Annotated in this window: 12 protein-coding genes; 7 read left to right on the plus strand and 5 right to left on the minus strand. The window is 73.0% G+C overall.

Annotated features, from left to right (window positions below):
- Positions 1-47: 47 nt before the first annotated feature.
- Positions 48-1,007 carry a helix-turn-helix transcriptional regulator gene (locus ABZ738_RS26205; RefSeq protein WP_131057038.1) on the plus strand — a complete coding sequence of 320 codons (960 nt, stop codon included), beginning with the start codon at positions 48-50 and terminating at the stop codon, positions 1,005-1,007.
- A 174-nt stretch (positions 1,008-1,181) separates the two neighbouring features.
- On the opposite strand, the gene ABZ738_RS26210 is transcribed toward ABZ738_RS26205, so the two are convergent.
- Positions 1,182-1,475, minus strand: coding sequence for an antibiotic biosynthesis monooxygenase family protein (locus ABZ738_RS26210; RefSeq protein WP_131056996.1), 294 nt, complete (start codon positions 1,473-1,475; stop codon positions 1,182-1,184).
- A gap of 102 nt (positions 1,476-1,577) precedes the next feature.
- Between ABZ738_RS26210 and pnuC the strand changes: the two genes are divergently transcribed.
- Both pnuC and ABZ738_RS26220 read left to right on the plus strand, forming a co-directional pair.
- Positions 1,578-2,231 carry a nicotinamide riboside transporter PnuC gene (gene pnuC, locus ABZ738_RS26215; RefSeq protein ID WP_176094827.1) on the plus strand — a complete coding sequence of 218 codons (654 nt, stop codon included), beginning with the start codon at positions 1,578-1,580 and terminating at the stop codon, positions 2,229-2,231.
- Entirely contained in the window at positions 2,228-3,340 is a 1,113-nt protein-coding gene (locus tag ABZ738_RS26220) for an AAA family ATPase (RefSeq protein WP_357217339.1), read from the plus strand. The genes pnuC and ABZ738_RS26220 overlap by 4 nt, the downstream gene beginning before the upstream one ends.
- A 54-nt stretch (positions 3,341-3,394) precedes the next feature.
- Here the strand turns inward: ABZ738_RS26220 and ABZ738_RS26225 are convergent, their stop codons facing one another.
- Positions 3,395-3,577 (minus strand): hypothetical protein, encoded by a 183-nt coding sequence (locus tag ABZ738_RS26225; RefSeq protein WP_357217342.1) that lies wholly within the window; start codon positions 3,575-3,577, stop codon positions 3,395-3,397.
- 201 nt (positions 3,578-3,778) lie between these two features.
- On the opposite strand from ABZ738_RS26225, the gene ABZ738_RS26230 reads away from it, so the two are divergent.
- The gene (locus tag ABZ738_RS26230; protein ID WP_357217481.1) at positions 3,779-4,573 is read left to right on the plus strand and encodes a tyrosine-protein phosphatase; all 795 of its coding nucleotides are present in this window, start codon (positions 3,779-3,781) and stop codon (positions 4,571-4,573) included.
- On the opposite strand, the gene ABZ738_RS26235 is transcribed toward ABZ738_RS26230, so the two are convergent.
- Both ABZ738_RS26235 and typA read right to left on the minus strand, forming a co-directional pair.
- Positions 4,527-5,420 (minus strand): serine hydrolase, encoded by an 894-nt coding sequence (locus tag ABZ738_RS26235; protein ID WP_357217345.1) that lies wholly within the window; start codon positions 5,418-5,420, stop codon positions 4,527-4,529. The two genes, ABZ738_RS26230 and ABZ738_RS26235, sit on opposite strands and share 47 nt — an antisense overlap.
- A gap of 8 nt (positions 5,421-5,428) precedes the next feature.
- Complete coding sequence (typA, locus tag ABZ738_RS26240) at positions 5,429-7,297, minus strand: translational GTPase TypA (RefSeq protein ID WP_131055881.1); 1,869 nt, start codon at positions 7,295-7,297, stop codon at positions 5,429-5,431.
- Between the two features lie 126 nt (positions 7,298-7,423).
- Here typA and ABZ738_RS26245 point away from each other — a divergent pair, with 126 nt between their 5' ends.
- Together ABZ738_RS26245 and ABZ738_RS26250 are read left to right on the plus strand one after the other, a co-directional pair.
- Positions 7,424-8,794, plus strand: a complete 1,371-nt coding sequence (locus ABZ738_RS26245) for a DedA family protein (protein ID WP_176094825.1) — start codon at positions 7,424-7,426, stop codon at positions 8,792-8,794.
- Between the two features lie 102 nt (positions 8,795-8,896).
- Entirely contained in the window at positions 8,897-9,787 is an 891-nt protein-coding gene (locus ABZ738_RS26250; protein WP_131054682.1) for a lytic transglycosylase domain-containing protein, read from the plus strand.
- On the opposite strand, the gene ABZ738_RS26255 is transcribed toward ABZ738_RS26250, so the two are convergent.
- The gene (locus tag ABZ738_RS26255) at positions 9,733-11,862 is read right to left on the minus strand and encodes an efflux RND transporter permease subunit (protein WP_131054681.1); all 2,130 of its coding nucleotides are present in this window, start codon (positions 11,860-11,862) and stop codon (positions 9,733-9,735) included. The genes ABZ738_RS26250 and ABZ738_RS26255 overlap by 55 nt on opposite strands.
- Before the next feature lie 188 nt (positions 11,863-12,050).
- Between ABZ738_RS26255 and ABZ738_RS26260 the strand changes: the two genes are divergently transcribed.
- Positions 12,051-12,566: a MarR family transcriptional regulator gene (locus tag ABZ738_RS26260; protein ID WP_131054684.1), complete on the plus strand. Its 516-nt coding sequence runs from the start codon at positions 12,051-12,053 to the stop codon at positions 12,564-12,566.

Consider the following 12,566-nt stretch of genomic DNA (forward strand, 5'->3'; position numbering starts at 1 on the left):
GCCGTGCGTGACTGTCCTGCGTACTCTCCGACGGTGGGGAGGCCGGGATGCCGTTGTCAGCAAGTCCTGTCATCCGCAGGGTTCGGCTCGGCGCGGAGTTGCGCCAGCTGCGCCGCGGGGAGTCACTCACCTTGGAGCAGGTCTGTGGCCAGCTCGGGTGGGCGTCCACGTCCAAGTTGTCCCGCATCGAGCTGGGTCAGAGTCGGCCGGACCTGGCCGACGTGCTGGATCTGCTCGACGTCTACCAGGTGCCGCCACCGCAGCGCGAGGCGTTGATCGTCATCGCCCGGGACGCGGCGGCCGGTCGCGGCTGGTCCCGGGCGCTGGGTGAGATGGGGGAGCGGCAACGCGCGTACGCGGAGCTGGAGGCGGGCGCGGCGGGCATCGTCGAGTACCAACCGGCCGTGCTGCCCGGGTTGGTGCAGACCCCGGCGTACGCCCGGCTGCGGCTGGCGGCTGCGGCGCTGATCGGTCCCGAGCTGGACCTGGAGGCCGAGGTGCGGGCTCGCGGGCTGCGGCAGCAGGTGCTGCGCCGGGCCGATCCGCCGCACTACACGGCGCTACTGGACGAGCGGGTCTGCGCCCTCGGCGGCATGCCGGTGGACGTCTGGCGGGAGCAGCTGTGGCACCTGGTGGCGCTGACCGAGCTGCCGCACGTCACCATCCGGCTGGTGCCCGGCGACGTCCCGTCCCACGACGGTGTGCATCCGTTGGCGGGCTTCTCGTGGTACGTCTTTCCCGATCCGGCGGATCCGCGCACGGTGATGGTGGAGACGCTCACCACCGACCTGCGGCTGGTCGCCGAGGCCGACATCGCCCGCTACGAACGGATGGTCGAGTGGCTGTCGGCGGTGGCGCTGCCGGCCACCGAGACCGCGGCGGTGCTGGCCCGGCAGGCCGAGCGACCGGAGATCCCCCGGCCCGCCGACCCCGTCGAGGACGCCGTGCGGGCTCCCGTCGAGGAGGTCCCGGCCGCAGAGCGCGACGCGGAGCGGCTCGCCGGCTGACGTTCGCCGGTCCGGGTCGGACGCGGACGCCGGACGCGATTAGTCGGGTGGGGACGCGCGGCCGGCGGGCCCGGCGCGCCCCCGAGCCCGTCGGGACCGCCGACCGCGCGTCGCGGGCACGATAGACGAGGGGTACGACACTTTTCGGTCCCGCGCCGGGCCGGGACGGCGTCCTCAGGCGGGTACGTCGACGAAATGCTCGACGAGCGGCGGACCGGCGAAGTGCGGACCGATCAGCCCGCGCCACTGCGCGAAGCGGTCGGTCTGCCGGAAGTTGACCTCGTGCGCCTCGACCGAGTCCCACTCGACCAGCAGCACGAACCGCGTGGGGGACTCGACACCCCGGGTCATCCGGACCGAGCGGCAGCCGGGCGTGTCGGCGAGGACCGGGTGCGCCGTGCGGTACGCGGCGGCGAACTCGTCCTCCTGCCCGGGAATCACGTCGATCAGCGCGACTTCAAGCACCATGTCAGCAGCCTCGCACGGCGGGCGGGTCGGGGTGGGCGCAGGGGTCTGTTCCACCGGCGGTCGGCGCTCTAGGGTGAGCGCGCGACAGACCCGGGAGGACCTGTGATCGACTGGCTCACCAGCACGGCGTTCAGCGTCGCCGGGGCGGGCATCAGCTGGGCGGAGCTGCTGGGCTTCGGCACCGGTGTGGTGAACGTCTGGCTGATCGCCCGGCAGCACATCGCCAACTGGGCGATCGGCATCGCCAACGTGCTGCTGCTCGGACTGTTGTTCTGGACGACGGGTCTGTACGCCGACGCGAGCCTGCAACTGGTCTACGTGGCTCTCGGCTGCTACGGGTGGTGGCACTGGTTGTACGGCGGCGAGCGGCGCAGCCGGCTCACGGTGACCCGGACCGGGCGGCGGGAGTGGTGGGCGCTCGGTGTGGCGGGGGTGCTGCTCACCGGCGGGATCTGGCTGCTGCTGGACCGGGCCACCGACTCGACCGTGCCGCTGCCCGACGCGCTCACCACGGCGCTGTCGCTGCTGGCCACGTACGGGCAGACCCGCAAGCTGGTGGAGAGTTGGTGGCTGTGGATCGCCGCCGACCTGATCTACATCCCGCTCTACGGGTACAAGGGACTCTGGCTGACCGCCGTGCTGTACGTGATCTTCCTCGGTCTCTGCGTGGTGGGTCTGCGGGCGTGGCGGTCGGACCTGCGGCGACGTGCGGTCGCCGCACCGGTGCCGCCCGGCCCGGCGCCGGTGGTCGCGTGAGCGGCGGGACCGACCCGGCGGCCACCCCGCCCGGGGACGCCCCCCGGTTCCGGCACGGCATGGTGGTCGGGAAGTTCTATCCGCCGCATGCCGGCCACCACGCGCTGATCGAGGCGGCGGCGGCGCGCTGCGCGACGGTGACCGTGGTGGTCGCGCCGTCCCGGTGGGAGTCGATCCCGCTCGCCGAGCGGGTCGCCTGGTTGCGGGAGGCGCACGCGGGCAGCGGCCGGGTCCGGGTGGTGGGGCGGTATGACGACCATCCGGTCGACTACGCGGACCCGGCGGTGTGGGACGCGCACTGCGCGGTGTTCCGGGAGGCGGTCGGGCCCGAGCCGGTGGACGCCGTGTTCTCCTCCGAGGAGTACGGCGCGGAGTTGGCCCGTCGCTTCGACGCGGTGGCGGTCTGCGTGGACCCGGACCGGCGGGCGGTGCCGGTCTCCGGTACGGCGGTCCGCGCCGACCCGGTGACACACTGGCGGTGGCTGAGCCCGCCGGTGCGGGCCTGGTTCGTCCGCCGGGTCGTGGTGGTGGGCGCCGAGTCCAGCGGCACCACCACGATGGCGGCGGCGCTGGCCGCCCACTACGACACGGCGTGGGTCCCCGAGTACGGCCGCGAGCTGACCGCCCGCAAGCTGGCGCTCCTGCGTCGGCGGGAGCCCTCGGCGACGGTCTTCGACGTGACCTGGGACCGGGACGACTTCGTCGAGGTGGTCCGCGGGCAGCAGGCGGCCGAGGACGCGGCGGCCCGGGTCAGCGGCCCGCTGCTGTTCTGCGACACGGACGCCCGGGCGACCGCCGTCTGGGAGGAGCGGTATCTGGGCTCGACCTCCTCGGTGGTCCGGGCGGCGGCCCGACGTCCGGCGCTGTATCTGCTGACCGACCACGAGGGCGTGCCCTTCGACGACGACGGGCTGCGTGACGGCGAGCACCTGCGGGCCTGGATGACCGGGCGGTTCCGCACCGAGCTGGTCGGGTGCGGGGTGCCGGCGGTGACGCTGTCCGGGTCGCACGCCGAGCGGCTGGCCACGGCGGTGGCGGCGTGCGACGCGCTGCTGGCCGCCGGCTGGTCCCTGGCCGATCCGCTGCTCCCCGCCACCCACGACACCTAGCCTCCTAGGATGCCAGAGCGGGAGGGCGGTGGGTCACACCAGAGCGTCGGTCTCCTACTCAGATGCGGTGCGCGCCGAGCAGCGTGGCGGTCCGGCGGCCAGTCCGGCGACCCACGCCCCGACCTCGGCCGGAGCGCCGAGTGCCGGGGCGTCGACCGCCCGCACCTCGTCGGGAGATCGCCGAAGGGTGGCGACGGCGACCCGGACCACCGCTTCGGCACCGTGTCGCACGCCCACCCCCGGCCGGTTGCACCCCTGAGTCCGGACGATAGGAAACTTTCCGCCGATCGACAATCCTCAGTCCGCATCTTTACTCCGGGCGGCACGCCGCGTCTGCCTGCCCGGGACGACGGGACCGCCCGTGTGGTGGTGATCGTCGGATCGGGCACCCTGGTAGGCGCGGTGCGACACGGCGAAGGAGAGGGTGGGAACGTGGGCCTGGAACGGGACTGGCGGCTCGTGGGTGCGCCCAACGCGCGGGATCTGGGTGGTCTGGTCGGTGCGCGGGGACGGCGGGTCCGGCCGGGGCGGCTGATCCGTACCCCCGCGTTGGGCCGGCTGACCGACGAGGACCTGACGGTGCTGGCCGGGCTCGGTCCGGCGTGCGTGGTGGATCTGCGGGACGACTCGGAGATGTCGGTGGCCCCGCCGGACCGGCTGGTCGGCGCGCCGACCGTGGTGCACCTGCCGGTGCACGACCCGGCCCATCCGGTCTTCACCTACGTCTCGGCGGTGCTGCTCGGGCACGACCTGGACGGGTACGCGGACCTGGCGCGGCAGGGGACACCGGCGGCGATGGCGGACATCTACCGCTGGTTCGTGACCGGGGAGTCGGCCCGGGCGGGTTTCGGCGCGGCGGTGCGGTTGGCGGCCGGGGCACCGAACCTGCCGTTGGTGTACCACTGCTCGGCGGGCAAGGACCGCACCGGTTGGCTGACCGTGGTGCTGCTGCACGCCCTGGGCGTGGACGAGGCCGCGATCCGGGCCGACTACCTGGCCAACAACGAGTTGACCGAGAGCCTGCGCGAGGTGCTGATCGAGGCGATGCGGCGGCGGCATCCCGGGCTTGACGACGCGGCGGTGCGTCCGGTGCTGGAGGTCCGTCCGGAGTATCTGGACGCCGGGTACGCGCAGGTGCGGCGGGTGCACGGGTCGTTCGACGCGTACCTGCGGGACGGGCTGGGGGTCACCGGTGAGACGGTGGCGGCGTTGCGGGCCAACCTGCTGGAGTGAGGTGGTGGCGGTCGCGCCACAGCCGGGCGGAGATGTCGGCGACCAGCCGTCGGGCGTGCGCGTCGGCCGGGCCGCTGGGCTGTTGCGCGGTCAGCGGGGTGGTGGTGCAGACGACCAGCAGGTACGGCGGGGCGTCGGTGGGGAAGACCACTGCCGCGCCGTGGCGGACTCCGCGTACCCAGCCGTTCTTGTGGGCCAGCCGGGTGCCGGCGGGTAGGCCCTCGGCGATGTCCTGGCGGACCTGTTGGGCGCAGAGCACGTCGCGCATCGCGGCGCAGGCGGCGGGTGAGGCGATCGGCCCGGGGCGGGTGGCGCCGACGGCGACGGCGCGCAGCAGGGCGGCCAGGTCGGCGGCGGTGACCAGGTTGGTGATGCCGGCGTCGCGGGCGGCGAGGTCCTCGATGCCCCGGGCGGTGACGCTGTGCCGGGCGCCGGCTGCGGCCCAGACCTCGGCCACGGCGGGTCGGCCGACGTGGTCGAGGAGCAGGTTGGTGGCGAGGTTGCTGGACCGCACGATCATCCGTTCGGCGAGCCAGCGCAGCGGCACCTGCCGCCCGAGCCGGTCCCAGACCTCCTGGTCGTTGTCGTACTCCCGGACGCAGGAGTACGGGGGTGCGTCCGGGAGGGCGGAGGTGAACCGGTTGCGGACCGGCACCGGGGTGTCCAGGTCGAGCCGTCCGGTCTCGGCGGTGCGGTGCAGCGCGGCGAGCACCGCGAGTTTCATGGTGCTCGCCGCGTAGTGGGTGACCTCGGCGTGTCGGGTCCAGGTGGGCGGGGCGTCGAGCCGCCCCGCGTACACCGAGATCGTGCCGGGTTCCCGGTCCAGCCGCGCGTCGTCGGCGGACATGAAAGGGGTCAGCCGGCGTGCTTGCGGCGGGCGGCGGTGCGCGCCCGCTGGGTCTGGTCGAGCACGACCTTGCGGATGCGTACGGCGGCGGGGGTGACCTCGACGCACTCGTCCTCGCGGCAGAACTCGAGGGCCTGCTCCAGCGACAGCTTGCGCGGCGGGATCAGCTTCTCGGTCTCGTCGGCGGTGGAGGAGCGCATGTTGGTGAGCTTCTTCTCCTTGGTGATGTTGACGTCCATGTCGTCGGAGCGGGAGTTCTCCCCGACGATCATGCCCTCGTACACCTCGGTGGTGGGCTCGACGAAGAGTTGGCCGCGTTCCTGGAGGTTGGTCATCGCGAAGGCGGTGACCGCACCGGCCCGGTCGGCGACCAGCGAGCCGTTGTTGCGGGTCCGCAGCTCGCCGAACCACGGCTCGTACGACTCGAAGACGTGGTGCAGGATGCCGGTGCCGCGGGTCTCGGTGAGGAACTCGGTGCGGAAGCCGATCAGGCCGCGCGCCGGGACCAGCCACTCCATCCGGATCCAGCCGGTGCCGTGGTTGACCAGCTGCTCCATCCGGCCCTTGCGGGTGGCCAGCAGCTGGGTGATCGCGCCGAGGTAGTCGTCGGGCGAGTCGATGGTGAGCCGCTCCACCGGCTCGCAGGTGCGGCCGTCGATCTCGCGGGTGACCACCTGCGGCTTGCCGACGGTCAGCTCGAAGGACTCGCGGCGCATCTGCTCGACCAGGATCGCCAGCGCCAGCTCGCCTCGGCCCTGCACCTCCCAGGCGTCCGGGCGCTCGGTGGGCAGCACCCGCAGCGACACGTTGCCGATCAGTTCCTTGTCCAGCCGGTCCTTGACCATCCGGGCGGTGACCTTGGCGCCCTTGACCCGGCCGACCAGCGGCGAGGTGTTGGTGCCGATGGTCATCGAGATGGCCGGCTCGTCGACGGTGATCAGCGGCAGCGGCTGCGGGTTCTCCGCGTCGGCGAGCGTCTCGCCGATCATGATCTCGGGGATGCCGGCGACGGCGATGATGTCGCCCGGGCCGGCCGAGTCGGCGGGCTTGCGCTCCAGGCCCTCGGTCATCAGCAGCTCGGAGATGCGGACCCGCTGGGTGCTGCCGTCGGTGCGGCACCAGGCCACGGTCTGGCCCTTGGCGATGGTGCCCTGCCGGACCCGGCACAGCGCGAGGCGGCCGAGGAACGGGGAGGCGTCGAGGTTGGTCACGTGCGCCTGGAGCGGGGCCTGCTCGTCGTACGCGGGCGGCGGGATGGTGTCCAGCAGGGTGCGGAACAGCGGCTCCAGGCTCTGGCTGTCCTGGGGTACGGAGCCGTCGGCGGGCTGGGTCAGCGAGGCGATGCCGTCGCGGGCGCAGGCGTAGACGATCGGGAAGTCGATCTGCTCCTCGTCGGCGTCGAGGTCGAGGAAGAGCTCGTAGCTGTCGTCGACGACCTCCTTGATCCGGGCGTCGGGACGGTCCACCTTGTTGATCACGAGGATGATCGGCATCCGGGCCTTGAGGGCCTTGCGGAGCACGAACCGGGTCTGCGGCAGCGGGCCCTCGCTGGCGTCGACCAGGAGCACCACGCCGTCGACCATGGTCAGGCCGCGCTCGACCTCACCGCCGAAGTCGGCGTGGCCGGGGGTATCGATGATGTTGATGGTGACCGGGTCGGAGCCGTCCGCCGGCAGGTAGCGCACGCCGGTGTTCTTGGCGAGGATGGTGATGCCCTTCTCGCGTTCGAGGTCCATCGAGTCCATCACCCGCTCGGTCACCTCGCCCCGGGCGCCGTAGGCGCCGGCCTGCCGCAACATGGCATCGACCAGGGTGGTCTTGCCGTGGTCGACGTGAGCGATGATGGCGACGTTGCGAAGGTCGGTGCGCAGCTGCATGAGCTCCATCCTCCCGCCTCGGCGGTAGCCGCGTGGCGTCGGGGTCACCGGAGGGTGGGGCCGCGCGGTGACGGAGAGCACTGTCACACTTGCAGGGCAGTCCTGCCGAGGTGATCCGGGGGCGCCGTGCACGATCTGCTGAACTCGGTGCAGAGCCTGCCACCGGGTCTGATCTACGTGGTGGCGGCCCTGGTGGTGGCGGCCGAGACGGCTCTGCTCGTCGGGTTGGTGGCGCCCGGTGAGGCCACTCTGCTGTTGGTGGGCTTCCTCACGTACACCGGGACGTTGCGGCTCGGTCCGGCGCTGGCGGTGATGGTGGTCGCGGCGGCGACGGGCGACGCGGTGGCGTTCCGGGCCGGGCGGCGCTACGGACCCCGGTTGCGGGCGAGCCGGTGGGGTGCGCGGGTGGGGCCGCAGCGGTGGGCCCGGGCCGACGCGATGCTCGGGCGGATGGGGGGCCGGGGCGTGCTGACCGCCCGCTGGGTGGCGTTCGCCCGGACGCTGGTGCCCCGGCTGGCGGGCGCGGCGGGCATGCCGTACCGCCGGTTCGCGCCGTGGAACCTGGCCGGGGTGGCGACCTGGGTGGGTGGGTCGGTGCTGGTGGGGCACCTGGCGGGTGAGTCGTATGCGACGGTGTCCCGGCTGCTCGGGCAGGCCACCGGCGCGGTGCTGGTGCTGATCGCGGCGCTGCTCGCGGTGGTGATGGTCGGGCGGTGGCTGGGGCGTAACCCGGACCCGGTCCGGGCGCTGGTGACGCGGGCCGCGCGACTGCCGCCGCTGCGGTGGCTGTCGGCCCGGTACGGGCTGCTGTTCTTCCTGCTCAGTCTGCGGCTCGGTCCGGCCTGGGCGTTGCTGGCGAATCTGGCGGCCGGGGTGGTGCTGCTGTTCGCGGTCGGTCTGGTCATCGCCTGGGCGTTGCGGACGGTGGTCCGGCACAGCGGTCTGTCACTGGTGGACGGGGCGATCGCGGGGTGGTTCGCGGCGCGGCGTACGCCGGACGCGGTGGAGGCGACGCAGGCGGCGGTGTCGGTGTTGCGCGGATCGTCGCTGATCGTGGTGGTCGCGGTGGTGGCGCTGGTGCAGGCGTGGCGGCACCGGCCGTGGCGGGCGGACCTGCTCAGCGTGGTGGGCACGGTCGGTGCGTTCGTGCCGCTGGTGGTGTTGGCGGTGGTGGCCGACCTGGCCGCCGGCGGACGGACGGTGCTGTTCTCCACGCAGAACGTGGTGGTCACGGCCAGCCTGTGCACGCTGGCCTGGTTGCTGTCGCGGGGGGCGCGGTGGCCGTTGGCGGTGGCGGCCTGGACGGTCGCGGCGGTCGGGGTCGTCGCGATCGGCGGGGCGCGGCTCTATCTGGGGATGAGCACGGCCAGCGGGACGGTGGGCGCGGTGTTGCTGGGCGCGGCGTGGCCGGCGGTGTTCATGGTCGCGTGGGCCACGCGGGACCGGGCGGTGACGGCCGGGTCGGTGCGTGAGTCGGGTTTCGGGCCGACGGTGTAGCCGACAGGGGGCTTGACCTGGGCGGCGTGGATGTGCGGGCCACGAAACACGACCTGGGGCTGTTAGTGTGCGGCGGGCTCGTCACTGCCGAAGGGGGTCGACATGGGACGGAGCGTCACCAGACTGGGCGTCGCGCTGCTCGCCGGGCTGTTGCTGGCGACCGGGGGTGGTTGCGCCAGTGTGGACGCTCCGGCGACGGAGGTGCCCGCGCCGGTCGCGTTGCCGCAGGAGGCGACGGAGCCGACGCAGGCCACCGAGTCGGTCGGGCCGGACGAGGCCAGTCCCACGCCGAAGGCGGTCCAGTCGATGGGTGCCGCGCCCCGGTCGGCTGCCGCGCCGTCGCCGACGGCGAGCGTGAAGCCGACGCCGCGACGCAGCGCCCCGGCGCCGAGGACGGTGCCGAAGCCGCCGACGGAGACCAACGTGCCGCCGAAGCCGCCGAAGCCCGCGCCCAGTGGCTGCCAGCCCACCTACAAGGGCGAGCAGGCCAGCCGGGCGCAGGCCAAGGCGGCGCTGACCGACGCGGCAGGCCGGACCTACTGGCCGACCTCCGCGCCGGACATCCGCGTTCCGCTGGACCTGATCAAGGCGACCGCCTGGCAGGAGAGCGGGTGGCAGTCCAACATCGTCGCCTGCGACGAGGGCATCGGCCTGATGCAGGTGATGCCGGATACCGCGACCTGGATGAACCAGCGGTTCGGGCAGAGCTACGACGTGTGGGACTACCGGGACAACGCCTATCTCGGCGGCACCTATCTGGCGTGGCTCACCAAGTACATCGGTGACATGTACTTCGACGCCGACTACCGGCTGGACGCGGGCCTGTGCACCCCGGGCGTACTGGACTCCTGTCTGCTCAACGCGGTGATCGCCGCGTACAACTTCGGTCACGGGGCGGTGGCCCGACCGGGGCAGCCGTTGGCCATCCCCAATCCGGGTTACGTGCGCAACGTGCGGGCGCTGATGTCGGAGTGTGTCTGCCTGGGGTTCTGATCGCGGGTGATCCGGCCGGGCCACCAGAACCTCTCGCCGAGCAGGAACGCCAGCGCCGGCACGACGACCGTGCGGACGAGCAGGGTGTCCAGCAGGACGCCCAGGCAGACGATGATGCCGATCTGGGTCAGGGTGATCAGCGGCAGCACGCCGAGCAGCGCGAAGACCGCGGCGAGCAGGATTCCGGCGCTGGTGATGACGCCGCCGGTGGCGCGGAGCGCGGAGAGCATGCCCTCGCGGGTGCCGGTGGCGCGGGCGTCCTCCCGGGCCCGGGTGACCAGGAAGATGTTGTAGTCCACGCCGAGCGCGACGAGGAAGACGAAGGCCAGCAGCGGCACTGTGGTGTCCAGTGCGGGGAAGCCCAGGACGTGGTCGAAGAGCAGCCAGGCACCGCCGAGGCTGGCGAAGTACGACGCGACGACGGTGACCACCAGCAGCACCGGGGCGATGATGCCGCGTAGCAGCAGCACGAGCACTGCGGCGACCAGCAGCAGGATCAGCGGCAGGATCACCCGGAGGTCCCGGTCGTCGGCGGCGGCGGAGTCGTAGTCTCCGGCGAGGCTGCCGCCGACCAGGGCGCCGGAGATCTCGTCGACGCCGGCCGGGGTCGGGGGTGCCGAGTCGGGTACGGCGGAGACGGCGTCGCGGAGCGCGACCAGGGTGCGGTTCGCGGCGGCGGTGCCGGGTTCGGCGTCGAGGACGACGTCGATCTGGGCGACGGTGTCTCCGGCCGGGCCGGGGCGGGCGGAGGCGACCCCGTCGACGGCGGTGGCGGCCTCGGTGACGGCCGGCACGGTGGCGGGGTTGGTCATCACCGCGACGGGTTGGGTGGTGCCGGCGGGGAAGGCGCGGCCGAGGGTCTGCGCGCCGGCCACCGCCTCCGGCTCGACCCGGAACTGCTCGGTCTCGGAGAGGCCGGTGCGCAGGCCCAGCCCGCCGAGGGCGAGCGCGGCCAGCAGCAGGGTGGCCAGCGCCGCGACGGGCACCGGGCGGCGGATCACGGCGGCGCCGAGGCGGCCCCAGATCCGGCCTTCGCGGCCCTGGCTGCCGACCTCGGGCACCAGCGGCCAGAACAGGCGGCGTCCGCCGAGCACCAGGGCGGCGGGCAGCACCAGCAGGGCCGAGGCCATCGCGAGCAGGATGCCGGTGGCGCAGGCCACGGCGAGGGCGCGGTTGAGTTCCCGTTCGCTGAGCAGCAGCGTGAGTACGCCGAGCATGACGGTGCCGCCGCTGGCCAGGATCGGTTCGGCGGTGCGGCGCAGGGCCTTGCGCATCGCGACGAAGCGGTCCTGCTCGCGGCGTAGTTCCTCGCGGTAGCGGGCGATGAGCAGCAGGGCGTAGTTGGTGGCGGCACCGAAGACGAGGACGCTGGCGATGCCGGTCACGGCGCCACCGGCGAAGTTGATGCCGACCGCCGGGATGATGGTGTCCAGGGCGCGCAGGGTGATCTGCTCGGTGGCTGCCACGATGGTCAGCGGGATCAGCCAGAGCAGCGGGCTGCGGTAGGTGACCAGCAGCAGGACCGCGACGACGGCGGCGGTGAAGGCGAGCAGGGTGAGGTCGGCGCCCTCGAAGACCTTGGTGAGGTCGGCGGTGAAGGCGGGCCCGCCGGTGACCTCGACGGTCAGGTCCCCGGGCAGCGCGGTGAGTGACTCGCGCAGCTCGGCCACCTGGGCGCTGACGGCGTCCTGGCCGCCGGCGGTGGACATCGGCACGACGACCAGGGCGACGGTGCCGTCGGGGGACACCTGGGGCGGGACGACCTGGCCGCCGACGGCGAACTCGCTGAGCCCGGTGGATCCGGTGGTGATCGCGGCCTGGTCGGCGTCGGTCAGTGCGGCGCCGTCGTCGCGGCTGACCACCACCACGGCGGCGGCGACGTCACTTTGGGGCAGTTCGTCCTGGAGCAGCTCGACCTGGGTCGACTCCCAGCTCTCGGACAGCCCGGTGGCGGAGACCGGTGCCGGGTTGTCGGGAGTGGGCAGGGCGAAGACGATCGCGCCGAAGACGACCGTCAGCAGGACGGTGAGCCAGGCTGCGCGGCGGCTGCGCGCGACACGGGTTAATACGGACATCCGTAGGGCCCCTCGAAACAGGTCTCTCGACAGACAGATATCTAGACAGTCGAGAGTTTTGCCCATCAAGATAGATGTGGCAACTACTGGCGGCGTGAGAATCTCGACAACGGTGGTGGACGGCCGGCTGGGTATGCTCCGACGCGGGCGTTCGGGAGGGGAAGCGGCGCGACGTGGCGGCTCAGGGGATGTACCGGCGGCGGGATACCCGCCGGGAGCTGCTGATCGCCGAGATCACCGCCGAGCTGCGCCGCTACGGCGTGGACGCCCAGCACGTGGGGCACGCCTTCGCCGGGCAGCACGGTCTGAACGTCACCGACCTGCAGGCGTTGATCGCGGTCATGGACGCCGAGCTGGCCGAGGCGCCGATCACCCCGGGACGGCTCGGCGAGCGCCTCGCCATCTCCTCCGGGTCGGTCACCGCCCTGATCGACCGGCTGGAACGCGCCGGGCACATCCGGCGGGACCGGGATCCCACCGACCGGCGCAAGATCCTGCTCCGCTACGCCGACCGTGGTGCGGCGCTCGCGATGGACTTCTTCCGGCCGCTGGGCGAGCGCACCGACCGGGTGATGAGCGGCTTCCGCGACGACGAGCTGGAGGTGGTGTACCGCTTCATCTCCGCCATGGGTGCCTCGCTGCGGGAACACCGGGACACCGTCCGGGGCGCCCGACCCGAGCCGCCCCGACGCCGGACGGAGTGA

It is taken from the genome of Micromonospora sp. NPDC047793 (genome assembly GCF_040642635.1).
Taxonomy (GTDB): Bacteria; Actinomycetota; Actinomycetes; order Mycobacteriales; family Micromonosporaceae; genus Micromonospora.

Coding starts and splice junctions, on each gene's coding strand:
- ABZ738_RS26210 (WP_131056996.1), bottom strand. CDS start 1,475: ATGGTGCTTGAAGTCGCGCTGATCGACGTGATTCCCGGGCAGGAGGAC.
- ABZ738_RS26260 (WP_131054684.1), top strand. CDS start 12,051: ATGTACCGGCGGCGGGATACCCGCCGGGAGCTGCTGATCGCCGAGATC.
- ABZ738_RS26235 (WP_357217345.1), bottom strand. CDS start 5,420: ATGTCCGCCGACGACGCGCGGCTGGACCGGGAACCCGGCACGATCTCG.
- ABZ738_RS26255 (WP_131054681.1), bottom strand. CDS start 11,862: ATGTCCGTATTAACCCGTGTCGCGCGCAGCCGCCGCGCAGCCTGGCTC.
- typA (WP_131055881.1), bottom strand. CDS start 7,297: ATGCAGCTGCGCACCGACCTTCGCAACGTCGCCATCATCGCTCACGTC.
- ABZ738_RS26250 (WP_131054682.1), top strand. CDS start 8,897: ATGGGACGGAGCGTCACCAGACTGGGCGTCGCGCTGCTCGCCGGGCTG.
- ABZ738_RS26205 (WP_131057038.1), top strand. CDS start 48: ATGCCGTTGTCAGCAAGTCCTGTCATCCGCAGGGTTCGGCTCGGCGCG.